The sequence below is a fragment of the Nitrosomonas sp. genome, assembly GCF_022842015.1.
Classification (GTDB): Bacteria; Pseudomonadota; Gammaproteobacteria; order Burkholderiales; family Nitrosomonadaceae; genus Nitrosomonas.
This window is the reverse complement of sequence record NZ_JALHQJ010000007.1, coordinates 38897-61097: the sequence shown is the minus strand read 5'-3', so window position 1 is coordinate 61097 and position 22201 is coordinate 38897. Positions and strand designations below refer to the sequence as shown.

29 protein-coding genes and 1 pseudogene are annotated in these 22201 nt (G+C 39.8%); 11 read left to right on the top strand and 19 right to left on the bottom strand.

The features are described from left to right. Positions 1-62: 62 nt before the first annotated feature. The 3 genes from Q0C11_RS02390 to Q0C11_RS02380 all read right to left on the bottom strand — a co-directional run bounded on the left by Q0C11_RS02390 (position 63) and on the right by Q0C11_RS02380 (position 1925). The gene (locus tag Q0C11_RS02390) at positions 63-485 is read right to left on the bottom strand and encodes a TrbC/VirB2 family protein (protein ID WP_322267259.1); all 423 of its coding nucleotides are present in this window, start codon (positions 483-485) and stop codon (positions 63-65) included. Between the two features lie 31 nt (positions 486-516). Beyond that, the gene (gene trbB, locus Q0C11_RS02385; protein ID WP_293005400.1) at positions 517-1479 is read right to left on the bottom strand and encodes a P-type conjugative transfer ATPase TrbB; all 963 of its coding nucleotides are present in this window, start codon (positions 1477-1479) and stop codon (positions 517-519) included. A gap of 65 nt (positions 1480-1544) precedes the next feature. Continuing rightward, complete coding sequence (locus tag Q0C11_RS02380; protein WP_110342073.1) at positions 1545-1925, bottom strand: helix-turn-helix domain-containing protein; 381 nt, start codon at positions 1923-1925, stop codon at positions 1545-1547. Positions 1926-2164: 239 nt separating this feature from the next. Here Q0C11_RS02380 and Q0C11_RS02375 point away from each other — a divergent pair, with 239 nt between their 5' ends. The 4 genes from Q0C11_RS02375 (at position 2165) to Q0C11_RS02360 (ending at position 6130) form a co-directional block, all read left to right on the top strand. After that, entirely contained in the window at positions 2165-3073 is a 909-nt protein-coding gene (locus Q0C11_RS02375) for a ParB/RepB/Spo0J family partition protein (RefSeq protein WP_293005398.1), read from the top strand. A 143-nt stretch (positions 3074-3216) separates the two neighbouring features. Continuing rightward, the gene (locus tag Q0C11_RS02370; RefSeq protein WP_293005396.1) at positions 3217-4284 is read left to right on the top strand and encodes a hypothetical protein; all 1068 of its coding nucleotides are present in this window, start codon (positions 3217-3219) and stop codon (positions 4282-4284) included. 204 nt (positions 4285-4488) lie between these two features. Then, complete coding sequence (locus Q0C11_RS02365) at positions 4489-4692, top strand: hypothetical protein (protein ID WP_293005394.1); 204 nt, start codon at positions 4489-4491, stop codon at positions 4690-4692. A gap of 1087 nt (positions 4693-5779) precedes the next feature. Next, entirely contained in the window at positions 5780-6130 is a 351-nt protein-coding gene (locus tag Q0C11_RS02360; protein ID WP_293005392.1) for a KfrB domain-containing protein, read from the top strand. Positions 6131-6137: 7 nt separating this feature from the next. Here Q0C11_RS02360 and Q0C11_RS02355 read toward each other — a convergent pair whose 3' ends face one another. Further along, entirely contained in the window at positions 6138-6491 is a 354-nt protein-coding gene (locus Q0C11_RS02355; protein WP_293005390.1) for a hypothetical protein, read from the bottom strand. After that, the gene (locus Q0C11_RS02350; RefSeq protein ID WP_293005388.1) at positions 6484-7206 is read right to left on the bottom strand and encodes a ParA family protein; all 723 of its coding nucleotides are present in this window, start codon (positions 7204-7206) and stop codon (positions 6484-6486) included. The genes Q0C11_RS02355 and Q0C11_RS02350 overlap by 8 nt, the downstream gene beginning before the upstream one ends. Before the next feature lie 792 nt (positions 7207-7998). Here Q0C11_RS02350 and Q0C11_RS02345 point away from each other — a divergent pair. After that, a complete protein-coding gene (locus tag Q0C11_RS02345) occupies positions 7999-8241 on the top strand; it encodes a hypothetical protein (RefSeq protein WP_293005386.1) in 243 nt (80 codons plus the stop codon). Positions 8242-8622: 381 nt separating this feature from the next. Here Q0C11_RS02345 and Q0C11_RS02340 read toward each other — a convergent pair whose 3' ends face one another. The 6 genes from Q0C11_RS02340 to Q0C11_RS02315 form a co-directional block, all read right to left on the bottom strand. Then, on the bottom strand, positions 8623-8931 hold the full coding sequence (locus Q0C11_RS02340; protein WP_293005385.1) for a type II toxin-antitoxin system RelE/ParE family toxin: 309 nt from the start codon (positions 8929-8931) through the stop codon (positions 8623-8625). Next, a complete protein-coding gene (locus Q0C11_RS02335) occupies positions 8931-9191 on the bottom strand; it encodes a type II toxin-antitoxin system Phd/YefM family antitoxin (protein WP_110342087.1) in 261 nt (86 codons plus the stop codon). The genes Q0C11_RS02340 and Q0C11_RS02335 overlap by 1 nt, the downstream gene beginning before the upstream one ends. Before the next feature lie 185 nt (positions 9192-9376). Then, positions 9377-9856 carry a hypothetical protein gene (locus tag Q0C11_RS02330; protein WP_293005382.1) on the bottom strand — a complete coding sequence of 160 codons (480 nt, stop codon included), beginning with the start codon at positions 9854-9856 and terminating at the stop codon, positions 9377-9379. Between the two features lie 52 nt (positions 9857-9908). Then, positions 9909-10358: a hypothetical protein gene (locus Q0C11_RS02325; protein ID WP_293005380.1), complete on the bottom strand. Its 450-nt coding sequence runs from the start codon at positions 10356-10358 to the stop codon at positions 9909-9911. Continuing rightward, positions 10355-11086: an ArsA-related P-loop ATPase gene (locus Q0C11_RS02320; protein WP_293005379.1), complete on the bottom strand. Its 732-nt coding sequence runs from the start codon at positions 11084-11086 to the stop codon at positions 10355-10357. The genes Q0C11_RS02325 and Q0C11_RS02320 overlap by 4 nt, the downstream gene beginning before the upstream one ends. Positions 11087-11164: 78 nt before the next feature. After that, entirely contained in the window at positions 11165-11551 is a 387-nt protein-coding gene (locus Q0C11_RS02315; RefSeq protein WP_293005378.1) for a TraK family protein, read from the bottom strand. A 451-nt stretch (positions 11552-12002) separates the two neighbouring features. Between Q0C11_RS02315 and traJ the strand changes: the two genes are divergently transcribed. The 4 genes from traJ to traF are packed head-to-tail and all read left to right on the top strand — an operon-like array spanning position 12003 to position 16457. Continuing rightward, complete coding sequence (traJ, locus tag Q0C11_RS02310) at positions 12003-12371, top strand: conjugal transfer transcriptional regulator TraJ (protein ID WP_293005376.1); 369 nt, start codon at positions 12003-12005, stop codon at positions 12369-12371. 2 nt (positions 12372-12373) lie between these two features. Further along, positions 12374-14032, top strand: a complete 1659-nt coding sequence (traI, locus tag Q0C11_RS02305; RefSeq protein WP_293005374.1) for a TraI/MobA(P) family conjugative relaxase — start codon at positions 12374-12376, stop codon at positions 14030-14032. Then, entirely contained in the window at positions 14029-15918 is a 1890-nt protein-coding gene (locus Q0C11_RS02300; protein WP_293005372.1) for a type IV secretory system conjugative DNA transfer family protein, read from the top strand. Before traI ends, Q0C11_RS02300 begins: the two co-directional genes overlap by 4 nt. Further along, positions 15915-16457, top strand: coding sequence for a conjugative transfer signal peptidase TraF (gene traF / locus Q0C11_RS02295; RefSeq protein WP_293005370.1), 543 nt, complete (start codon positions 15915-15917; stop codon positions 16455-16457). Before Q0C11_RS02300 ends, traF begins: the two co-directional genes overlap by 4 nt. A 237-nt stretch (positions 16458-16694) precedes the next feature. Here the strand turns inward: traF and Q0C11_RS02290 are convergent, their stop codons facing one another. From Q0C11_RS02290 to Q0C11_RS02285, 3 genes and pseudogenes are all read right to left on the bottom strand, one after another. Beyond that, positions 16695-16925 carry a hypothetical protein gene (locus Q0C11_RS02290; RefSeq protein WP_293005368.1) on the bottom strand — a complete coding sequence of 77 codons (231 nt, stop codon included), beginning with the start codon at positions 16923-16925 and terminating at the stop codon, positions 16695-16697. A gap of 50 nt (positions 16926-16975) precedes the next feature. Then, positions 16976-17056 (bottom strand): annotated as a pseudogene (locus Q0C11_RS14665) (hypothetical protein); the annotation flags it as partial. Between the two features lie 12 nt (positions 17057-17068). Beyond that, positions 17069-17344, bottom strand: coding sequence for a hypothetical protein (locus Q0C11_RS02285; protein ID WP_293005367.1), 276 nt, complete (start codon positions 17342-17344; stop codon positions 17069-17071). A gap of 61 nt (positions 17345-17405) precedes the next feature. On the opposite strand from Q0C11_RS02285, the gene Q0C11_RS02280 reads away from it, so the two are divergent. Then, positions 17406-17756: a DUF3147 family protein gene (locus Q0C11_RS02280; protein WP_293005365.1), complete on the top strand. Its 351-nt coding sequence runs from the start codon at positions 17406-17408 to the stop codon at positions 17754-17756. A gap of 66 nt (positions 17757-17822) precedes the next feature. Here Q0C11_RS02280 and Q0C11_RS02275 read toward each other — a convergent pair whose 3' ends face one another. The 5 genes from Q0C11_RS02275 to Q0C11_RS02255 all read right to left on the bottom strand — a co-directional run bounded on the left by Q0C11_RS02275 (position 17823) and on the right by Q0C11_RS02255 (position 20991). Continuing rightward, positions 17823-18173, bottom strand: a complete 351-nt coding sequence (locus Q0C11_RS02275; protein WP_293005364.1) for a DUF6488 family protein — start codon at positions 18171-18173, stop codon at positions 17823-17825. Positions 18174-18199: 26 nt separating this feature from the next. Continuing rightward, positions 18200-18985 carry a HupE/UreJ family protein gene (locus Q0C11_RS02270; protein ID WP_293005404.1) on the bottom strand — a complete coding sequence of 262 codons (786 nt, stop codon included), beginning with the start codon at positions 18983-18985 and terminating at the stop codon, positions 18200-18202. A gap of 44 nt (positions 18986-19029) precedes the next feature. Next, positions 19030-19380: a copper-binding protein gene (locus Q0C11_RS02265; RefSeq protein WP_293005363.1), complete on the bottom strand. Its 351-nt coding sequence runs from the start codon at positions 19378-19380 to the stop codon at positions 19030-19032. A 362-nt stretch (positions 19381-19742) separates the two neighbouring features. Beyond that, the gene (locus Q0C11_RS02260) at positions 19743-19970 is read right to left on the bottom strand and encodes a GDCCVxC domain-containing (seleno)protein (protein WP_293005362.1); all 228 of its coding nucleotides are present in this window, start codon (positions 19968-19970) and stop codon (positions 19743-19745) included. A gap of 100 nt (positions 19971-20070) precedes the next feature. After that, positions 20071-20991, bottom strand: a complete 921-nt coding sequence (locus Q0C11_RS02255; RefSeq protein ID WP_293005361.1) for a cation diffusion facilitator family transporter — start codon at positions 20989-20991, stop codon at positions 20071-20073. Positions 20992-21188: 197 nt separating this feature from the next. Here Q0C11_RS02255 and Q0C11_RS02250 point away from each other — a divergent pair, with 197 nt between their 5' ends. Continuing rightward, the gene (locus Q0C11_RS02250) at positions 21189-22187 is read left to right on the top strand and encodes a bile acid:sodium symporter (RefSeq protein WP_293005360.1); all 999 of its coding nucleotides are present in this window, start codon (positions 21189-21191) and stop codon (positions 22185-22187) included. The last annotated feature ends 14 nt before the right edge of the window (positions 22188-22201 follow it).

Here is a 22201-nt window from a genome sequence, read left to right as displayed (position 1 = left end):
GCCCATAAAAAGATTGGGGCGATTCGCGGATTGCCTGATCTGCGTTAAGCGCAAGGACATAGCTATCCCCTGCCCTCACTTGTGTTACTTTCTGGCGTAATCAATTCGTCAGTCGATTCCGGCGTGAGTTGTAATACCTCACCGTTTGATGAAATGACAGCACCGCCAAACAGATTAGTCATGATGTTTTGTGCGCCGATCAATAGCGCCATGACCAGAACAATAAAAATCAAAGTTCTGAAAAATGCGTTTAGTTCGCCACCAAAGATCAAAATACCACCGGCAACAACAATGCCGACAATGGAGAGCGTAAAAGCAACGGGGCCAGTGACTGAATTTCTCAAACTCACCAGCCAAGTTTCATACGGTAATGCACCTCCGCCACCCACTGATGCAAGCGCTAGCTCCGGAATAAATAGTAGAAACAGAATTAATAGGATTAATGAGTTTTTGAGAACAGAAGCTTTCGAGTCTTCCAGTGCCATGGCATATTTCATTGAATACCTCTTTTTTGATTTAGAATTTTTTGATGCGGAAACTACCCCGCCTGTGACCATCTACTTCTATGATTTCCTGAATACGACGTCCCGTTGGTGTGCGCAATATATGCACGACCAAATGCACAACTTCTCCGATTAGTGCATCAATATCCGCCGGTGCTGATTTGTTACGTGTAATTAATGAATTTAATCTGGTTAGTCCTGAAAGTGCATCATTGGCGTGTAGTGTGGCCGCTCCACCTTCATGGCCTGTATTCCAGGCATCGAGTAAATCCAGTGCTTCCTCACCCCTCACCTCCCCTACCAGTATTCGATCTGGACGCATGCGCAGCGTTGTTTTGAGTAGTTGGGTCATCGAAACATCTAATGACGTGTGGTATTGAACAAAATTCTCTGCAGCACATTGAATCTCCCCGGTATCTTCAATGATGAAAATCCGCTCAGTCGGATCATGGTTGACCATTTCATTGATGATTGCATTAACCAGTGTGGTTTTACCGGAGCCGGTGCCACCCACAACAAGGATGTTGCGATGTTCTGCAACGGCAGATTTGATTTTCTGGCATTGCTTAACCGTCATCATTCTTTGCTCAACATATTGTTCTAGCGTGAATATCGCAACCGCTTTTTTGCGGATAGCGAATGTTGGGGATGACACTACGGGAGGAAGTTGTCCGGCGAAACGAGAACCATCGAGTGGAAACTCGCCTTCAATAATGGGTTTTAGCTTGGTGACTTCTTTGCTGTGGTATCCGGCGACTGTTTTGATAATGGCTTCGGCCTGGGCTGGCCGCAGATCACCGATACACGCCATTGTCTCACCCAGTTTTTCAAGCCAGACGCGACCATCCGCGTTGACCATTAATTCAACCGTTTGGGGATCATTCAGCGCATTGATTAGTAATGGTCCCATGTCTCGATCCAGCTTTCGCTTGGCTCTGTCTTTCAGCGTCGCGCAACTATCTTCAGAATCTAACATGGATATATCCCGTTTATTTGTTAAACTTAATTAACAATATAACGAGATACTAATTAATGCAACTACTATTTTACTTTTCTTTTTTTACGGGTTAATACCTGTTTCTTATTCTCTTCATTCCAAAGAGATACTTGATATGCCTGAAAATCAGTAAGTAGCGCACTAACGTGAACATACCCTTCTGGCAATCTTGATTGGGGCTTGCCTTTCATGAGTTCATCCACGACTTCTTTATCAATATTTGTCAGCTCCAGAAGTGCTGGAAGTGGTGTTTCCAAAGCATCGGCAATGGATTCCATGATCCTAAGTGATGGATTGGCTTTATCATGCGTCAGATCAGACATAAAAGATGTTGAAACACCTGATCTTTCAGACAGTTCTTTTTTATTGATGCCCAGTTCTTCGATTAGACGTAATATGTTTGTTAGAAGAATTTTATTGTACAAGTTATCGATCCATTTAATAAATGTAGTCTGTTTCTTTATCTGGTAAAGTCAACCCATTGTTTGAGAACAACTTTAAACTTAAAAATATGACCAGGTGCGACAATATGTCGCACATAAACATTAACTTACACCATGAGCCCGCCACTGTATACCAAAAAAAACTGATAATAAAGAATGTTAAATTACCGAACTGGTTATGTATAAATAAAATTACGTAATATAAATTACTTACAAAAGTCATGAAGAAAACAGCTGGAACATTAAAAACAACTCAAAAAGATAAAATCAGCACAGTAGCCTCACTAGAACTGGCCTTGGATTTAATTGAAGAAGACCCTAATCAGCCTCGTAATGAATTTGACCCCGTTACCTTACAGGAGCTTGCAGATACTATTCGTCTGCGTGGAGTAAAAACACCCATTTCTGTGCATCCCAATTTACAAAAGGATGGGTATTTCATCATTAATCATGGGGCACGTCGTTTTCGTGCCTCTATTCTTGCCGGGAAAGAATCAATCCCTGCATTCATTGATTCAGATTATACGCAATCAGATCAATTGATTGAGAACCTGCAACGAGACAATTTAACGCCAAGAGAAATAGCCGATTTTATCGGTCGGCAGGTATCCAAAGGGTTAAAGAGCGTGGAAGTTGCCAACGAAATTGGAAAATCGGAAGCGTTTGTGTCACAACATCTCAATTTACTGAATTTACCTGATCCAATCGCGAAATTATTCAATTCGGGTGAAATTCGTGATGTGATCGTTATTAACGATCTCTTAAGAGCTTACAAGCAGGATCAAGCAAGATTAACTAAATGGTTAAATAATCCAGATCAAGAGATAACTCGCAGTTCAATTAGACTTTTCCGCGAATTTATAAAAAATAAAGATACACATTATCAAGAATCAAATGATATTACTCATGAAGATGTAACTGCTGTATCCGTGAATTCTAATCCGGTGACTAAATCCATTCCTCCAATGGCTACAATGGTAAAATTGATCGATGAGTTTTATGTAATTATAAATAATAAAAACAGTGTTCTGGATAAAACACTGACGCTGTTAAGTAAAGAAGAAAAAAATCAATTAGCCTATTTACTCAACAAGCTCGTTACGTTTGGAAAAACAATTAAAGGTGATTAATTTAAGAAACAGGCACAAAAACAACCGAAATAATGGTTGTATTATTTAGCTAATATTCTTTATACTGGAATTTGGCAAAGAAGGGTTTAAGTAAAAAAACCTTCTAATCCATTTTTAGGGTTTATAAAGGGAGTTTGCTTTTAATGAAAAATGTGCCAGTTTTAATAAACACGGTCAAACAAATGAAAAAGCCACCCAAAGATCCTATAAAAAGCTTACAGCTTGATTTATTTTCTCAATTTGTAACCAATGATCAAAGTCAGGTTTCTAACACGATTGAGCTTTGGGAGCGAATACCAAAGTATTTCTTTACAGCTAAACAAGTTGAAAAGCTACGTACTATTGATGGACTAGCAAAACCGTACGAATGGTCCTATACAGAAAATGGAAACGAATTCACAGTTTCAATTCAACCGGCATTGATTAAACAAAAAGATGGAAAATACAAAGCTTTTTTCCCTGGCGTTACAGAAGAACTTATAGAAGAAGCGCTGAAAAAGATATTTAGTGATCAGCAATATGCTATTCATGACCCTGAAAAAACAGAAAGTTGGATTAGATTCACATTAGGAATGATACAAAAAGCGCTTAAAACAAAAGGACGATCCAGAAGCATTGATGAAATTAAGCAAGGCATCAATGTCATGAGTTCTTGCCTTCTAACATTTAGCAAAGGAGGTAAAGAGCTCTGGAGAGGCGCTATTTTACAAGACCTTGTTACCGTTGGTCGTGAAGAATACCTCGCCTCCACTGATAATCATCACATAGCAAGACTTCCCCTATTCATTAGCCACAGTATAAACAATCTTGATTATCGACAATTTAACTATGACCGTCTAATGAGTTGTAACGAACAATTAACACGATGGTTATATAAACGACTAATCAACCGCTTTACTCAAGCCAGTCCCATAACAGAATATTCATGTATGTACTCAGATATAAAACAATCGAGTGGGTTATTGCAACAAGCACGGGAAATTGATAACCGAAGAAAAATTGGATTAGCCTTTAGTGAATTAAAACAAAAAGGCATTATTCTTTGCTATGAAATGGACGAACGCAAAACTGGACGCGCCATAACAGATGTCAAATATACGATTAAAGCAACACCACAATTCATTAAAGAACAAATAGCTTCTAACAAACGAACAACTGATATAAGAACAATAGCGCAAAAATCAGGCATTAGACTCTTTAAAACAACATAGTCATGAGTTTAAACCACACTTTCGTATTTATTGGTTATAGGTTTAGATCACACATGTTATAGGTTTACCTCACATACGAAACCAGAACCCAAGATCCGAAATTCAAGAATCTTGACGTAAAAGAATGCCCCGTCTCATAAGTGGTTTGGTAGAATCAAGACCATCGTAACATTCACCCCCTGGAGGACAAGAGGAAGCAAGGCAATGGGAACTTTGGTGCAAAGCGTGCTTCCGTTCAGAGTGGAAGATACGGATAAATTATTAACGGCAAACACTGAATTGACATTGTTTGGAAAATTTGTCTATGGGCTGGAGCGGTTGAAAAATCTCATACGTAAAATGCCAATAATCATGCATTTATCGCAAACTACGCTGAGCGCTATCGCCCGGGCGACCGAATCAGTTTAGCTTTCATTGAATCAACCGTAAACTATGTCGTTACCAAATTCTTAGCCAAGCGACAACAAATGCAATAGAGCCAGAAAAGGTTGCACATTTACTTATACAGATTCGAGCCAGGGTGCTCAACGACGAATTGGAGCAAACATTTAAATAATGATATCCCTGCTTCCAGGTGGAGAACAATGAGATGCTCAAAAAGGCGGCTTAGCTTCCCGGTTTTGCATGCTCTCCATATAGTTAATAAATTTTCAACAAATAATTATACGACATAGCCTATTGATAACAGCAAAATAATGCTGTTATGCTCGCACTCACCATCAAATTCACTGTTTCCTACCTATTTCCGCTACCATTAATTTACTTCGGTACCCTAAAGGAAGAGAATAAGAATCCAATCGCGGAATTTGGGCAGAAGTTATAGGTGTAACTCACACATGTTATAGGTATAACTCACATTCGGAACCAGAAGTTATAGGTCTAATCCACAGTTAGTTATAGGTATAACTCACAATTAATATCAATGTTATAGGTTTGACCCACAGAGAAGCTTCGATGATATAGGTTTAACTCACACATCTATAGCTTAAACACACAGATCATATAGGTTTAACTCACACATCTTAGAGGTATAACTCACAATTAGACCCTTTAGTTATAGGTATAACTCACAGTTAAATCCCATGTTATTGGTATAGCTCACAGTTAAAATATAATTTTGTTCGCAATATATTGATATAATTGATTTATCATCCTGTGGATAACTTCCTATTCTTTTCTTCTTTTAATCATATAAATAAGCAATCACAAGAATATTATTTAAAATGTATAATAATCCCTAAAGAATATATTTAAAAGTTACAGCATAACTAAAGTATTAAAACCCCTCCTACAAGTCATTATAAATCTACTACAAGACAATCTAATAACAACATACAACGGGATGGTACCATAACCTATTTTAACCTCGTTAAACCCTCATTAAATCCATTTAAATATAAATTGGCCTCGATTATTAAAAACCTAGTACAAATAATTTACGCCAAGAAAAAACGGTGATTACGAGATTCGTGTTTAAAATTATTGAAACTTAGATATGAAAAAACGATTACTTGTTATGAATGGCCAAAAATTAGTACAAAACGATTTTGTCGGCGAATGGAAAACAGAGAAAGTATGCAAAGCTGAAGGCATAAAGCCTGGCGTATATAACTTATACAACGCTATTGATGCAGACCAATCAAAAGACAATATTGGAGAAGTTATCCATATCGACAAAAAAGAAAATGTGCTTTATCAAAAGAATGGATCTCAATATATTAAGCATGATTTAAGCTGTTTCGACCAAATCCCCGAAACAGGCCATATGATGAATATTAAGTACGAAAACAACAAAACAAGTACAACTGAAGTTACTAAGAAACTCCGTCAAAGAATTAAATTGTGAATATAAATCATTTTGTAATTTCTCTAAAACGCTTTTCTAAATCTTCTAAAGCTTCTTTTTCGAGTAATGCCAATATGGCTTTTTCTAAGGTTTCAGTATCATAACAACCCAAATGCTCACCTATATCCTGAAATAAAGTTTTCATACCCTCTCGACACTTTCCCCCAAACTGTGCTGTATAAGGAGAAACCCTTCGACGTTTTTTTGGTTGACGACTAACAAAACCAAGTTTCGCCCCTTCTCTTTCCATAGTCTTCTGTTGATCTAAGGTTAGCTTATGGGGTTGTTGCCCTTTAATTACAAGTTCTTCAAGATCTATTTGTTCCTCATTTAAACCCAATGATGCGCGGTCATTAGACATTTGTAATGCTCCTTTCAAAATGCTGTTTAATACCTTTTTTTAATAACCTTTTAATCTCTTCAGCATAATTTTCAGAGTTTTTAGCGGCTTTATCTATACTTAATTGTTCTTTTCTATTTTCAGTTTTCAGGGTATTAACTGAACCACCAAAAGAAAAAATAGATTTAAATGCCTCCCTATCAATTAAAGAACATTTAAGTATATCTATACCAGCCTCATCAAATGACTGTGTAAGATACTTACCTGTCTTAGTAATAATTGCTGCACTTAACCGAGTAAACATAACAGAGAAAGGAATTTCGCGGCGAGCAATATTCGCCCCATACTTAATAGTTTTAATGGTTTTAACAGCTTCCTTAGCATCATTCTGTGAAGCTTGACAAGGGACTATTACAAGATCGGCACGACTTATTGCACCAACTACTGCACTACTTGCAACTCCTTCTAGGTCAACCAGAACAAATGGTGTTTGTTCCTGTGCCTGATCAATAACATCTAGAATATTTTCTTCTGTAACATTTTCATATAATCGTATATTACTGGGTTTACCATCCAGCTTTGCCCATGCTGCGCTATGCTGGTTCGGGTCTGCATCAATTAAAGAAACCTCTATATTCTTATCATAACCTTGTCTGGCAAGCTCACAAGCAAGAACAACACAAGCTGTTGTCTTCCCTGCCCCTCCCTTACTTGATGCAAAAACTATAACAGGCATATATCCCCACTCCTCTATCAGTAGTTACCAAAGAGATAACTATATCTAATAGTTATACACTATAGAACTAAAAGATAACAATATATCTTTTTATCGCAGTAAAACAGTTATCAACTAGATAACTAAATGATAACTATAACATAACACTGGTATCTCATTAACCATCACTTAAAAAAACTATCTTTTCCCTATTTAATAAGCAGATAAGAATAATGTTATCAACAAATAATTTCATTTTAACTACAAAATTTTGAGGTTTGTTTTATGAAATGTGGAATCTTTGCGATCTCATATTGTTATAGTCAATTGTAATTTATGAATTAATTTCCTATGTTGTAAGTATACGTTAACGGAACACTAATGATAACATAAAGTTATTTTGTTGTTACCTATTAGGTATTTATTGAAATACATAGTTACCTATTAGATAACTGTAGTAAAGTTTTAAATTATCTTTTCATCACAGAAAATAGTTATTGTGTCAGTAACTGTTTGGTAATCGTTTGATAACTATTATATAACTATAATATATAGTTATATAATAGTTAACTATGTATGAACCATAACTTTTGGTTTTCTTTTAGGTAACTGTGGTATGGTTTTAAGTTAAATTACTTCCAGCAGAGCCGGGGGGCTGATCATAACGTTAATTTTCCTTTTCCTGGTCTCGAATATACGCTCTGACAGAGGGCATCAATAGCGCGGAGGAGGCACGGTAAGTGGTGCGCGCTATTACGAGAGCTGCGCTGGTGCATTGAAAACTATCACAAGGCGTGTAAGAGTGGTGTTGGTATGGAGCGACAACGGTTTCAAACGGTGGAAAATCTGGAACGGATGCTGGTCATCACGGCATTTTTACCGTGTTTACTGCAACTAAGAGAACGTCTGGATGCACACATCGACGTACCTGAAATGGCGTGTGAAACGGTGCTAAGCAAAGACGAATGGAAAGTGTTGTGGTTATCGATAGAGCACAGCCATCCCTTGCCAAAGATTCCGCCGTCTGCGCATTGGGCGTTTTACGCCATTTCATAACTGGGTGGATTTGCTGATACCAAGTGCACGGGACGCCCCAGATGGGACACTGTTTGGCACGGTTGTGTTCGCTGAGTTGTGATCAAAAGACAGGGCTCTGCCGGGGGCTTACCTATTATTAATTATCTTTTTCATCACCGTAAGTAGTTATTGTATAGGTATCTGTTTGTTATATTATCAATAACTAATAGATAACTTTATGTTATAGTTATCTATTAGTTAACTATTGAAAATAAGCAGCAGAGCTGATGATCTGTCCGGATTATCTTTAGCGCAAAGAGGGGTTGTATAAGCACTATAGGAAAAATAAGCGTAGAGAAATCGGCACAACGCAGGCGCAGAAAGGAATTTGTTGTTTAATATAGGGGTAGTTATTACATATTAAAACGTCTCTCGCACAGTAAGGTGGTTAAATGGCACCATGCGTTTATGCAATACGCCGAATACAACCAATTGTTGCTCATACACAACGTAGTAAATGACATGACTTGAGCAGGGAAAACTTAATACTTTCGGTCCAACATCTGGCCTTGATTTACTGAGAGAAGGTGTTTCAGCCAGCAATCGAATCGTTTGCTGAAGTTCTGATAAATATTTTTGCGACTGCGCTTTGCTCCATTGTCTGATCGTAAAACGGCGTATTTCAATAAGGTCGGTCTGAGCATCTGGGGTTAAACGAAAACCAGGCATTAGTCGTACTGATCAGTTTCTAATGTACCAAAAAAAGAATCGCCATCAACGATGTTGCCCGCCTTGATATCCATTTGGGCTTGGACGGCTCTCGATTGCAAAAATCGAAGCTTGAGCGCCTCAATGCTTTCGTATTCATCCATCGAGATGACTACAGCAACTGGTTTCCCGTTTTTGTTAATTTGAATTGGGGCACGCTGCGCTTTTAACAGCATGTCACCAAATTGAGTTTTTGCTTCATTTGCTGAAAGTGCATCCATTATTGTGACCTTATTAATATCGTTCGAATCGTTCATTATAATCGAATCGTGCCAATTAGGTAAAAATCTAGTCTCTTCCAATATGAAATTAGTCTGAAGGGGTTTGCGTATTTCCAAGGAAAAAATAGTCAAAGCAAATCGGTCATTATGTGAGGCATGGTGATCGACATGGATGAGTAATCGTTTTATATGAGTGCCAGCTTCTTTTTGCCTTGTAATCGATCTAGCCAGAACAATGCAGCTTGTCCTCGATTTCTGGTGCTCAAGGTCAGCATGCCGTCCTTTCTTACGGTGATGTCTGTCTTCATACAACGTCCGCGTAAGTAATCGGATGAAAATCGTAATTCTCCGCTGACAAAGCGTAGGCACTCGAACAAATCGCTTACTGTAAATTCGTCGCCATCGACCAAATCTTGATCTGATAAGCCCCGTGGTCGAGCATCTGCAAAAGACAAAACAGCCAGAGCGAAAATGAGTCCAAAAGACGCCCATTCAGCGATATCGGCGGGTTCTTCCTCGTCAGCGACTCCCAACATCAAATCAATCTGGAGGAAGATATTTTCCCCGTCAGTACAGGTTTGAATAAGTGGTTTACCGATTCTGAATTCGACCAGCGAGGCTGATTCCAGGAGTTGGTAACCGGCGCTGCGGTCATGATGCTTCATGATATTTCTTCAGCTTGCGATAGGGTAGAGTAGCTTCTTCTGGTGTTACCTTTTATTTCGTTAGAAAAATAGTCAAAATAATTCCAGCAGAAATTAAAGTAATAAATGAAGCAATAATATTCAATATTGCAGTTTGTCTTGAAGTTGTCATTGTTTTGCAGGCTTCATTAAATTCAGCATGCAAATCAGCTTTCCAGCGCTCAATAATAATATTGGATTGTTCTTCCATCACTCGCGCCATTTCATTTTTGCTTGTCGTTATTGTTGTATTGAGAATTCGGTCAGAATGGTTTTTAGCTTGAAGTGACAATTCAGAAACAGTCACTTCAAGTTCACTTCTGAAATTATCCAACAATTCCTTTTGTGCAGCCTTGCTATCCGAAATGAGGCGATCATTCATGGTATGCAGTATCATGATTGGATCATCTTTTGATACTGCTATGCCATGATTGGATGCGATTTGCTGAATTGCTTCATCAATCTTTTCATCGATCGTACTCATGCTAATACGGCTTGTGCACCTTCTAATTGCTCAAAGAGTTGGCTTTTAACTATTTTAAGCCGTTGGCGCATCATAATTGTTAATTCTGGTTTATCTATCGCATCGTCAAAAGTTAATTTAGCTTGTAACATTTCACTTAAATCACGACCGAAAGTTTCAGCCTTATAGTCTGGTATTTTGATAATAGCTGATACGCGACTTTTGTTATCCAAATAAACTTTCATTGACTCGAAACTCTTTCCATTGGATTCTATCTTTCCCCAGAAAGGGTTAAGCCACACGACAAAAGTAATATCACTCGAGAACTGTTTAATCATTAAGTCAAACCCATTTAATGTATCTGATAGTGCCTGACCGCCAGTAATTACGGTATGCACGATCAACTCATGTCCCATTTCTTTAAGCAGGGCAGGTATGTGGTTACTAATTAAATAATGGGATAAGGCCACGAAGGTGCTGGCGCCGTTATCAATCACTACATCTGATTTACTTTTGGAGATTAATTCAACCAAATTATCAAATTTACGAGGATCAATTTCATCGCCTTCCATTAAATCCAGTTTTTTAACATTTAATTTCTTAAACCCAAGGAAAGTGGCATTCACCGGATCGGTATCAATACAAAGCGTATCTTTTTTCTTGGCGTAACAATGTTGTGCAATGATTGATGCGATGAAAGATTTACCAACGCCTCCTTTGCCTTGCAATACCATATGTATTTTAGCCATTATGAATAATCCTTTGAGTTAAATTATGGAGAAATAATACTTCTGACATCATTGGATGAATCTAAAACAATTTTATAGTCATCCAACAAGATCATCTAGATTGGATTCATTATTCCATTCAAAACCTTCTGCTTTGCCTGCATCCTTAGCTAATTTCTGTGTTTCTTTTGTTTCAGTTTTTGGTTCTAATTCATTTTCTTTACTTATTCTTTTACTACTTCCTTTTCTTTTAAAAGCCGTGTATTCGGTGTGTTTTTTAACCAGCCTCAAGAACACTTGATAGCTAATAACAATCTTTTTTTCTTCGTGCAATAACTGCCAGATATCCTTAACCGACCACCCAGTATTGATTGCTGAATTTATTTCATCGCGCAAAACAAAGAAAATCGCAAGATTTCGTTTGGCATGTTGTGAATCACTATGAGCTAACTTTTCAGCAAGACGTGCAGAAAGATCCTTTTTCATAGCACTTATAGAACCCAGTACATTATTAGTAATAATTGTTGACTATAAGTTGTATTGAATGAACACACAAGCATTACCATTAAATCAGGAGCATTAAGAGGTAATTTAGAAGTAATTAAGAATAATTACCAGCATACATACTATGCGCATAATTCATTAAAATATACTACACTTAAGTAAGTTACAACAATAATGTTATACTCATTCAAGAACAATTACTACAAAATAGGGCAGGATATGTGATGTTAGCTAACAAGTAAACTTGTCATCCAACATCACAAGCTCTTATTCGCACGGTGTGCTCAACGATAATCCTGCTCTGCGAGGCAAGGGTAAAAGCAGAAGCAAAAGCAGACGCAAAGCAAATTCAAAGTCCGAGGTAGAGGCAACGCCAAATAAATGAAATAAGAAACACAAAAGCAATCGAGAAAACCAAGAACCAACAAAAGCAATGAGTGAGACAAACCCAAAGAATAAAAGAAAATACAAACTTCATCTCAGGGTTCCAGTGGAACCGGAAGAAGGAAAAATCATCAGGGAGCAAGCCGAAAAATGCGGCCTGAGTATTTCAGAATATTTAAAAAAACTAGGATTAGGTTATGAGCCAACCAGCATCATCGATAACCAAAAAGTAAACGAACTGGCAAAAATAAACGGTGATCTAGGCAGGCTAGGGGGGCTTTTAAAATTATGGTTAAGCGATGACCGGCGTGCAGCGCATTTTGACAAGAAAACAATTAATGGTCTGTTAAAAGACATTGAAGAAACCCGCACACAAATGACGGCCATCATGATGAAAATCATCAACTCAAAAAAATAATCATGATAGCCAAACACATCCCAATCAATTCAGTTAAGAAAAGCAACTTTGCCGGATTGGTGAATTATATTGTTGACCCACAAAATAAGACTGAGCGCATCGGTTTAATCCGAGCAGTTAATTGTTACTCGGATCGTCCGGATTGTGTGGTTGCAGAAGTGCTTAATACGCAGCAGATGAATCAGCGCGCGACTTCTGACAAAACCTATCATCTGGTGGTTAGTTTTCGTGATGATGAACTATCCGAAGCTACTTTGCAGCAAATAGAGGATCAACTCTGCGATGGCCTAGGCTTTGGTGAACACCAACGACTCAGTGTGGTGCATCATGACACTGATCATCTGCATATGCATATTGCGATCAACAAAATACATCCGGAAAGGCTTACGATCCATAACCCGCATTATGACTATAAAGTCATTGGTGAACTTTGTGAAAAGTTGGAACAAGAGTATGGATTAACACCAGATAATCACGAAACAAAAAAGCGTGGCGCGCAGGGTAGGGCGTCCAATATTGAGTTCAAGGCTGGATCTGAGAGTCTTATAGGTTGGATGCAACAAGAATGCCTGGCGCAGATTCAAGCTGCGACAAGCTGGACTGAATTACACCAAGTATTAAAGGATCATGGCCTTGAATTGCGTGAACGCGGTAATGGTTTTGTATTTGTTTCCAGTAATGGGATTGGTGTTAAAGCCAGTTCTATTGACAGAGCCTTATCAAAGGCCAATTTGGTTAAGAGGCTTGGTGATTATGTCGGGTTTGATGATGATACAACAACAAAAAAGCAATATTCAAAGCAATATGAACCCAGGCCACTGCGTAACAAAATTGATACATCAAAACTTTATGCGCAATACACAAAAGAGCAGAATAAGGCGGCAATACTTGGAAAAAACCAATGGAATAAACTGCGTGATAAAAAGAATCAAGCCATAGAAGCTGTCAAAACCAAAGCCAAGCTAAAACGACTGCTGATCAAAAATGTTACTGCGGGTAGGCTGTCCAAAAAAATAATGGCTGCGTCTGTTTATAGTGAATTGAAAACCAGCATTGGAGCGATTAATAAAGACTTTAAGGAAGGATATCAAGCCTCAAAAGCAAGGCATAAAAGAATGGACTGGTTGAGTTGGCTGGTTAAGGAATCCCGGCAGGGAAATCAGGAAGCGCTGGACATATTGCGAGCCAGAAAAGATTATAGCGCGCAGACAAATAATGTCTCGGGTACACAGACTAATGACGATTCTCTAAAGAATAAGGATTTTATAGAGACGATTACTAGAACGGGCACGATTATTTGTAATATCGGATCAATCGCCATTCGTGATGGCGGCAATCGGTTGGTCATTATGGCTGGTGCGGCCAAAGAGAAAATTTCAGGAATATTACAAGAGGCTAAGATTAAGTACGGTAAGAAATTGACTATCAATGGGTCGGATGATTTCCGTGAAAAAGTTGTTCAAGTCGCTGTAGATACAAATCTTGATGTTACATTTGCTGACGAAGCATTAGAACAACGCCGATTAGATTTAATCAATACCAGAACGGGTCAAGGATTAGAGGGCCGCGATGCGAATGGTTTAGATAAGCAAGATAATCCATTGCAGCAGAAAGTGTCCAGAAGCAGTATCAAATCACCTCGGAAAGGACGGTCAAAATGAACCATTCAAACCAAAATGCGGGAAATCCACTAGTAAAGAACGAAGGATTGGTTAAAACCAGGCTTACTCAAATGATGGCGATTTTCTTTATGTTGGGTGGGGTTCAGGTTGCAACGCAATATTTTGCCTATAGATTCCAATATCAACCGCAGCTTGGTGTTCACTTTAACCAGTTATACCCGCCTTGGTCGATTTTTGAGTGGGCTAATAAATGGTATGGCCAGCATCCGGATATTATTGAGCTATCCGGAAGTATGGGTGTTTTATTTGCAGGAGCGGGGCTGATTCTGACACTGATTGTAAAAATGGTTGCGGATAATTCATCGCGTCCGAACTCAAGTTTACATGGGTCAGCGCGCTGGGCGGATGAAATAGACATCCAAGCGGCAAGGCTGCTTCCTTTAAGACAATCCTTCTTCAAAAGATTAACCTCGAAAAAGATTCCACAAAATGATTATGTATATGTAGGTGCCTGGCAGGATAAAAAAGGCAAAACCCATTACCTTAAACATAACGGCCTCGAACATGTTTTATGTTATGCGCCGACTCGCTCGGGTAAAGGTGTTGGTTTGGTTATTCCAACCTTGCTTTCATGGGGGCATAGTGCGGTTATTACTGATCTGAAAGGCGAACTATGGTCTGTAACAGCCGGTTGGCGGAAGGTTCATGCCGGTAATAAAGTCATTCGCTTTGATCCTGCCTCACCAAAAGGGAGTGCTTGTTGGAATCCGTTGGATGAAATCAGGATGCATGATGGGCTTGAAGTCGGTGATGTGCAAAATCTCGCTACTTTAATTGTTGATCCAGATGGAAAGGGACTAAGAGACCACTGGCAGAAAACCAGTCAGGCGCTTCTTGTTGGTGTGATTTTGCATGTTTTATATAAATCGGGAAATGAAGGCGCTGAAGGGACTGAGGCCACATTGCCTCTTGTTGATTCAATGCTATCCGATCCTGAGCGGGATATTGGTGAACTATGGATGGAAATGGCTACCTATCCGCATGTTAATGGACAAAACCATCCGGTGGTAGGCGCCAGCGCACGAGATATGCTGGATCGTCCCTCTGAGGAAGCAGGGTCAGTTTTATCTACAGCTAAATCCTATCTATCCTTATACCGTGATCCACTTGTTGCAAAGAATATTAGCCGCTCGGATTTTGCAATTCGTGATTTGATGCACAACGCTAACCCTGTCAGTTTATACATTGTGACGCAGCCTAACGATAAGACTCGTTTACGGCCACTGGTTCGCATCATGATGAATATGATTGTGCGGACATTGGCAGACAGGCTTGATTTTAAGGATGGTCAGCCGGTGGCGAACTATAAGCACCGGCTTTTGTTGATGCTCGATGAATTTCCCAGTCTGGGTAAACTGGAAATCTTTCAGGAATCCTTGGCGTTTATTGCTGGCTACGGTATTAAAGCCTATTTGATCTGCCAAGATATCAACCAACTTAAAAGCCGCGAGACGGGATACGGCCACGATGAAGCGATCACGTCCAATTGCCATATTCAAAATGCCTTTCCACCCAACCGGATTGAGACAGCCGAGCATTTATCCAAGCTGACCGGACAAACCACGGTCATCAAGGAGCAGATTACGACCAGTGGTAGGCGGGTAGGGGTGATGCATGGTAACGTGACGCGAACCATGCAGGAAACACAGCGTCCTTTACTAACACCTGACGAGTGTTTACGCATGACTTCACCAGAAAAAGATGCTGAAGGCAAGATTACCAAGCCGGGTGACATGATCATTTATGTGGCGGGTTATCCTGCTATATATGGCAAGCAGCCTTTGTACTTTCAAGATTTTGTGTTTTCTGCGCGGGCTGCTGTTCCTGCACCTGCTTACAGCGACAAAATAATCCAAGCATCATGAGAAAAACACGCAATATTCTGGCAGGCATTGTTTTGTCTGTCAGTGCCGGTATATTTCTGTTGAGTATTGTTTTTCGACTCACTGGTATTTATTACAATAATACGCCGAGTTTTCCGGTGGGGTTTTACAAGATCATCGATGCGCCGGTAGGGAAGGGTGCGTATGTTTCCTTTTGTCCGCCGCAAAACGAAGTTTTTGATATGGCTATGGCACGGCATTACATTAGCACGGGTAATTGTCCGGGCGGTTATGGGATGTTGCTGAAACGTGTTTTTGCGGTAGCCGGGGACAGTGTTTCTATTGGTGAGGCAGGGATTAGAGTTAATAATGAACTACTGCCAAATAGTGCGCAGATCAGCGCGGATATTGATGGTCATGAAATGCCGCAATATCGTTTGGAGGAGAAAATTTTGGATGATTCTGAATATCTGCTTATGTCTGATGTAAACCCAAATTCTTTTGATGCACGGTATTTTGGACTGATTGCGGGTTTGCAGATTCAGCATGTTGTTGAACCGTTTTTTACTTGGGGTTATTAAGTGGGGTTCTTCTGCAATACCCGTATAAAGGGCCATATTCGTTGGATTTAGATCGAGTGGCTGGAAGACCGTTTTTCTTTGTAGAATACCAATAATCAGTAAGAGATTTTTTCCACAAAATCTGTGGATGAGGTTGTAGATGAATGTGCTAAGTATAGGGGCAAATAGACTCCTGATTGTTGCCTTAAATGTAGGCAAAGAGATTGACCGGCAATGTCTATCAGACCAGAGAATCTGCTATAACCGATATACAAATACATGGCTTACTATATCAGGGGTAAGCACGTTCTCAGGCTGGGGCGGGATTTTGGTAGATGACGGCAAAGGTACCTTTGTTTCTTCCACACTGGCGATACCTGCACCACTAATACCCAAACCCAGCGCAGAGGCTGCCGCCAATTTCAGGAATAAACGTTTTCGTGAATCATGCTGAAGGTATTCGTTCTTTTTGTCACATACCTGACACATAAAAGCTCCGGTATTTAAAATCATTCACATCAGAGTAAATGAGCAGGTATTTAGTTACTGATCTTTGCATGTCGCCTCGTGCGATTATAATATACTTTGATATACTCAAAAATAAGCCATTTAACATTTTCTCTCGTTTTAAATCAATAATGATGCAAGTTTTCAGTTTTTAGCGTGTCAAAGAAACAATTACCCTTACAACTCATGGAAGTTTGTATGCCACAGCTGGCTTGTAATGCACGGTAAACAGCACTGCAATATTCGTTGCCACGTTCAGCTTGATGTTCAAGCCAGGGAACAGACTTTTTCTTCCAATACTGTTGGCGTTGTTTCCAAGTTTGATGCTGAAAAGGGTTTGTTTGTTTCGTGATTAGTGCCTGAGAGTCGGTTTGATATGATACTGCAGAAAAGTTTTTCATGAATATATTCATTCTCTATGAATAGTATTGCCATACTTATGGCTATTAAAAATTAGACCTTATGCTTTATTACGCACTCAAAATAATTATTTCGGCCATTGTAATAGTAGCGATTGCAGAGATTGCCAAGCGAAATACAGGACTTGCTGCACTTGTAGCGTCTCTGCCGCTTACATCGTTATTAGCTTTTATCTGGCTCCATATTGAGGGAGCTGCAGTATCGCAAATCGCAGATCTGTCAAAGCAAATATTTTGGTTCGTATTGCCATCGCTTCTGTTTTTCGTATTGCTGCCCATATTTCTTAAACATGGCTTGGGTTTTTGGCTTAGCCTTAGCTTATCCGGTGTGGCTACCATTAGCTGTTATTTTAGTTTCATGTTTTTTTTACCCAGGATCGGGGTTCAACTATAAAAAAAGACCGCTGCCATAGCGGTCAAGAATTGGTGCGCAAAGTGTTATCTCTAAGTGTGAATGTGCTTAATTGCCGGTAAAGTTTGCGGCAATAAAATTGCCTGTGGATGTGAAAAATAAATAAAGTTTCTCTTTCGTCTTATCATCAACAGCAGGATTAGTAAATGTGACTAGCCATTCTTTGCCTTTTTTCCCATCTACCATCTCGATCTTATCTTGTTCAATCATTTTCCATGATGGATCGATCTTACCTTGCTTAATCAATATTTCTTTTCGCTCAGTCGCGCAGTTTATTACAGTCTCTTCCGTAGCAACCTTGCTGCCGTGAAAATGGCAACTACTGCTTTCCGCTGCCATTGCCCCGCCAGCCCCAAATATTCCAGCAACCAAAATCGTTATCATCAATAGTTTCTTCATTAAATTACTCCTCGGTAGTTAGTAAATTAAAGGCTTTCACGCCCCGTATCAATGCTCTGCTCAACTTCTAGATCCTCATGCGCATGTTTGTGTTCTTGGCTGGGAAAGCGGAAACTATCAGGATCAGAATCATGCTGATACCCGTGTAATTGCATCAACAGCAAGAGTACTCCGGCATAAATAAGAGATTGGTTAGATGCAAAGCTAAATCGTTGAAAAGATGGTTTATGTCTCCATAAAGAAAGCAAAGCCACCATGACCACCAAAGCAACGATCTGCCCTATTTCTACACCCAGATTAAAACTCAATATTCGTAATAGAATGTCAGTGCTATCGTCGCCGAGTGGCAACTGCTGAAGGCGAGTTGAAAGGCCAAAGCCGTGTAGTAAACCAAATAAAAAAACCGCGCCTAACAGGTTGGGTGATTTCATATCCAGATACTTCTGGAAGCCGCCGTTATTGTCAAAACCCTTATAGATAACACTAAGTGCAATAATCGCGTCAATCAAAAAATAATTCCAGGTAATCTGGTAGAAGGTTGCAAAAATCAGTGTAATACAGTGTCCGACCGTGAAGGCTGTTACAAACTTTGCTATATCCTTGAAACTGGTCAGGAAAAACACTACCCCAAATAGGAACAGTAAATGATCATATCCAGTCAGCATGTGGGTAGCACCAAGCCCTATGTATTGGAGGTATCCACCACTCAACATTCGCAGCTTATCTTCCTCAGAAATACCGTGTGCTAACGCTGAAACTGGTATTAATAAAAATAATAATATTATAAATTTGTATCTGGTAAAGAAGCGCATATCCGGAGTTGGCACTATATTTTTCTAAAAAATGGTTTTGATGGCTATTTGCTAGACTGGATACGCGTGACTATATAGTCACTGCCTGATTGAATGAATGTAAAGGTCACAACATTATCCACCTTGATTTCTTGCAATAATGCTCTATCCTTAATCTTGAAATTCATGGTCATAGACGGCCATTTGAGGGATGCAATCGGGCCATGGGCTAGCTTCACGATGCCTTGGTTCATATCAATCGCTTTGACAGTTGCTATACCCTCATGAGAGACGACCATTTCTTCCTGTGCTGCGATTGCTATATCGGCAAGTTGCATGGCCAACACTCCAGACAATATTATTAGCACGAACATACTGCAAATATTGGTAAAAACATTACTAATGTTTCTTTTCAAGATTATCACTCCGATATAAATATAGTTTTGCACACATATTGGTAAGCAATAATCTGCTTAACATTCGATTTGAACAATCTTTGCAGGTTCAATTCCCCACTCCTTGGAACAGAGAAGCTAGTTGAAACTAGTACATTGAAATGCGTAGTTTATACCTTGCCGCAAGCAGCGGAGTGCTTTATTAAGAATTTGTTTAACTTAAAAATTAGTAGCGTTCAAGATGATATAGATATTTAATGTACGCATTTATATTAACTTATCAAATTGAGTGCCTTTTAAGTTAAGTCTAAACAGGTTTATTGCAACCTTGACAGAATTCCAATAAGGACTAGAAACCACGATAACGTTTAGCACTTGGTAATTCAAGAATCTGTACAACCAGAAGAATTGCTAGCGGACAGTTGAATCGGTGGACACGGCACATTGCCATAAGAACAGTAAACACAGCAGTCTCCCGCTTTAGCCTTCAATAAATGATGGCAAGATCCACATTCATAAAAGAATTGACAAGCATTGGTCGGCATCGTCTCCAGTTTTTGAGTTCCACAATTCGGGCAAGTAATAGTCGATTGCAACTGTATCGTATTCATTTGTGTATATTTGTCACGTAATTATTAATTTTACAAAACCTGCGGAGCTCTCGAATAATTATTTATTGTGATGATAAAACAAAAGTTACTCATTTCTACTTTAAACCACTTCTGCTGGTGCTTGCTTACAGGGATGGGATGTATCTCCACGTTCAAATTGAACAGTAGTATGCTGAATTCCAAACAGCTCACGCAATTCATTATTAATTTGAACCAATAGCAAATCATCAATGACTGCATCTGGCTTGATTAAATGCACGGTTAGCGCAATTTCCGTCGTGCTCATTGCCCAGATATGCAAGTCGTGAACTGCTTCTATTCCTGGAAGACTAGCGAGGTAAGCTTCAACTTTGGCCGGGTGGATATTTGCTGGCACAGCATCAAGAGCAAGACTTAGCGATTCACGGAGCAAGCCCCAAGTGCCAATACCAATAATTACGGCGACCACAAGGCTCATGAATGGGTCCAACCACAACCAGTCCGTAAATTTTATGGCAATAGCTGCCAAAACAACACCAAGAGAAACTGCTGCGTCAGCCATCATGTGCAAATATGCACCGCGAATATTCATATCTTGCTTTTGGCCGGACATGAATAACCATGCCGTGAATCCATTAATGACTATGCCAACTGACGCCACCCAAATGACTGTGTCACTTGCCACTGACTCGGGATGGCCAAATCTGAGAATGGCTTCCCAGGCGATGGCGCCGACAGCAACAAGCAAAACTAGCGCATTAATCAATGCAGCCAATATCGAAGTACGGCGCAAACCATAAGTGTGCCGCTGTGTTGGTAACTTGCGTACTAAGACGCTTGCGCCCCACGCGAATAATAAACTCAAAACATCGCTGAGGTTATGGCCTGCATCTGCCAATAGCGCGAGAGAATTTGCAAATAAACCAAAAATAACTTCAACCACAACGAAACCTACATTTAGCGCAATCCCAATTGCGAATGCGCGATCAAAGTTTTTTGGGATATGGCCATGATCATGATCGTGGGAGTGGTTATGTGCCATAAATAGATTCTCTTTCCGGCATGTGAATTTCTAAATTCAGCGGATTTATTAAAATTATATGGAACTGATCGAAGATTCGTAGACTGAACTACAATGGTTATACCAAAATGATCAGAAACATTGAAATAAAACGCTGCGCCAAATTATGGCACAAATTTTTCACTGTACCATGACGGTATGTATTTTAAGGAAACACAATGCGAAGAGAACGACTAGAAGAAAATCAGATATGGTTATATGCTGTGGCCTTGGCTGTCGGGATGGGGCTTGGGTTGTGGAATTCTAGCTTTGGCGCAAGCCTGGAGTATTTGATTTCTCCCGTGCTTGCGCTGTTGCTTTATAGCATGTTTGCGCAAATCCCTTTTCTTCAACTGCGCGAGGCGTTCGCGAATAAGCGGTTTACAGCTGCGCTATTGCTAGTTAATTTTATCATCGTGCCCATCGTGGTTTGGTTATTGTCGCTTCTTTTACCGGAACACCCGCCGCTGTTACTAGGGGTATATCTGGTTCTGTTAACACCTTGTATTGATTATGTTGTAGTTTTTACTCACCTTGGTCGTGGCAATGCCCGGCTTGTACTTGCTTCCACGCCTTTGCTGCTACTTACCCAGATGCTTCTTTTGCCCGTGTATCTATGGCTTTTCATGGGAGAACAAGCTGCACAAGTCATGAGTGCTGAGCCATTCCTTGAGGCTTTTCTTATACTCATTGCTTTTCCACTGGGGCTTGCCTTACTAACGGAGTTTTGGGCAAAGCGCCAGCGTAGCGGTGCAACCTGGCTTGAGGTCACGGCGTGGTTTCCGGTGCCATTTATGGCGGTTACATTACTTCTCGTTGTGGCATCTCAAATTGGCAGAATAGAAGAATACCTCCCTGTTGTGGAACAAGTCGTGCCAGTTTATATTGCCTTTATGGCTATCATGCCCTTTCTTGCTCGCTTGATAGCATATGCATTTCGCCTGGACACACAGGCAGGAAGAGCGCTCGTTTTTAGCGCAGGAACGCGGAATTCATTGGTGGTTCTGCCTTTAGCGCTAGCTTTGCCGGACGGTTGGATTCTGGCATCTGTCGTAATCGTTACTCAAACGCTGGTGGAGTTGGTCGGTGAGTTGATTTACATACGCTTGGTGCCTTCGATTATCTTTCAAGAGTCTAAAAGTTTAGAAATCTCAAAAGCGCTTAGCAAAAAGAAGTAATCAGGATAAATAAG

Coding starts and splice junctions, on each gene's coding strand:
- Q0C11_RS02390 (WP_322267259.1), bottom strand. CDS start 485: ATGGCACTGGAAGACTCGAAAGCTTCTGTTCTCAAAAACTCATTAATC.
- trbB (WP_293005400.1), bottom strand. CDS start 1,479: ATGTTAGATTCTGAAGATAGTTGCGCGACGCTGAAAGACAGAGCCAAG.
- Q0C11_RS02375 (WP_293005398.1), top strand. CDS start 2,165: ATGAAGAAAACAGCTGGAACATTAAAAACAACTCAAAAAGATAAAATC.
- Q0C11_RS02370 (WP_293005396.1), top strand. CDS start 3,217: ATGAAAAATGTGCCAGTTTTAATAAACACGGTCAAACAAATGAAAAAG.
- Q0C11_RS02365 (WP_293005394.1), top strand. CDS start 4,489: ATGGGAACTTTGGTGCAAAGCGTGCTTCCGTTCAGAGTGGAAGATACG.
- Q0C11_RS02360 (WP_293005392.1), top strand. CDS start 5,780: ATGAAAAAACGATTACTTGTTATGAATGGCCAAAAATTAGTACAAAAC.
- Q0C11_RS02355 (WP_293005390.1), bottom strand. CDS start 6,491: ATGTCTAATGACCGCGCATCATTGGGTTTAAATGAGGAACAAATAGAT.
- Q0C11_RS02350 (WP_293005388.1), bottom strand. CDS start 7,206: ATGCCTGTTATAGTTTTTGCATCAAGTAAGGGAGGGGCAGGGAAGACA.
- Q0C11_RS02345 (WP_293005386.1), top strand. CDS start 7,999: ATGGAGCGACAACGGTTTCAAACGGTGGAAAATCTGGAACGGATGCTG.
- Q0C11_RS02340 (WP_293005385.1), bottom strand. CDS start 8,931: ATGCCTGGTTTTCGTTTAACCCCAGATGCTCAGACCGACCTTATTGAA.
- Q0C11_RS02335 (WP_110342087.1), bottom strand. CDS start 9,191: ATGGATGCACTTTCAGCAAATGAAGCAAAAACTCAATTTGGTGACATG.
- Q0C11_RS02330 (WP_293005382.1), bottom strand. CDS start 9,856: ATGAAGCATCATGACCGCAGCGCCGGTTACCAACTCCTGGAATCAGCC.
- Q0C11_RS02325 (WP_293005380.1), bottom strand. CDS start 10,358: ATGAGTACGATCGATGAAAAGATTGATGAAGCAATTCAGCAAATCGCA.
- Q0C11_RS02320 (WP_293005379.1), bottom strand. CDS start 11,086: ATGGCTAAAATACATATGGTATTGCAAGGCAAAGGAGGCGTTGGTAAA.
- Q0C11_RS02315 (WP_293005378.1), bottom strand. CDS start 11,551: ATGAAAAAGGATCTTTCTGCACGTCTTGCTGAAAAGTTAGCTCATAGT.
- traJ (WP_293005376.1), top strand. CDS start 12,003: ATGAGTGAGACAAACCCAAAGAATAAAAGAAAATACAAACTTCATCTC.
- traI (WP_293005374.1), top strand. CDS start 12,374: ATGATAGCCAAACACATCCCAATCAATTCAGTTAAGAAAAGCAACTTT.
- Q0C11_RS02300 (WP_293005372.1), top strand. CDS start 14,029: ATGAACCATTCAAACCAAAATGCGGGAAATCCACTAGTAAAGAACGAA.
- traF (WP_293005370.1), top strand. CDS start 15,915: ATGAGAAAAACACGCAATATTCTGGCAGGCATTGTTTTGTCTGTCAGT.
- Q0C11_RS02290 (WP_293005368.1), bottom strand. CDS start 16,925: ATGTGTCAGGTATGTGACAAAAAGAACGAATACCTTCAGCATGATTCA.
- Q0C11_RS02285 (WP_293005367.1), bottom strand. CDS start 17,344: ATGAAAAACTTTTCTGCAGTATCATATCAAACCGACTCTCAGGCACTA.
- Q0C11_RS02280 (WP_293005365.1), top strand. CDS start 17,406: ATGCTTTATTACGCACTCAAAATAATTATTTCGGCCATTGTAATAGTA.
- Q0C11_RS02275 (WP_293005364.1), bottom strand. CDS start 18,173: ATGAAGAAACTATTGATGATAACGATTTTGGTTGCTGGAATATTTGGG.
- Q0C11_RS02270 (WP_293005404.1), bottom strand. CDS start 18,985: ATGCGCTTCTTTACCAGATACAAATTTATAATATTATTATTTTTATTA.
- Q0C11_RS02260 (WP_293005362.1), bottom strand. CDS start 19,970: ATGAATACGATACAGTTGCAATCGACTATTACTTGCCCGAATTGTGGA.
- Q0C11_RS02255 (WP_293005361.1), bottom strand. CDS start 20,991: ATGGCACATAACCACTCCCACGATCATGATCATGGCCATATCCCAAAA.
- Q0C11_RS02250 (WP_293005360.1), top strand. CDS start 21,189: ATGCGAAGAGAACGACTAGAAGAAAATCAGATATGGTTATATGCTGTG.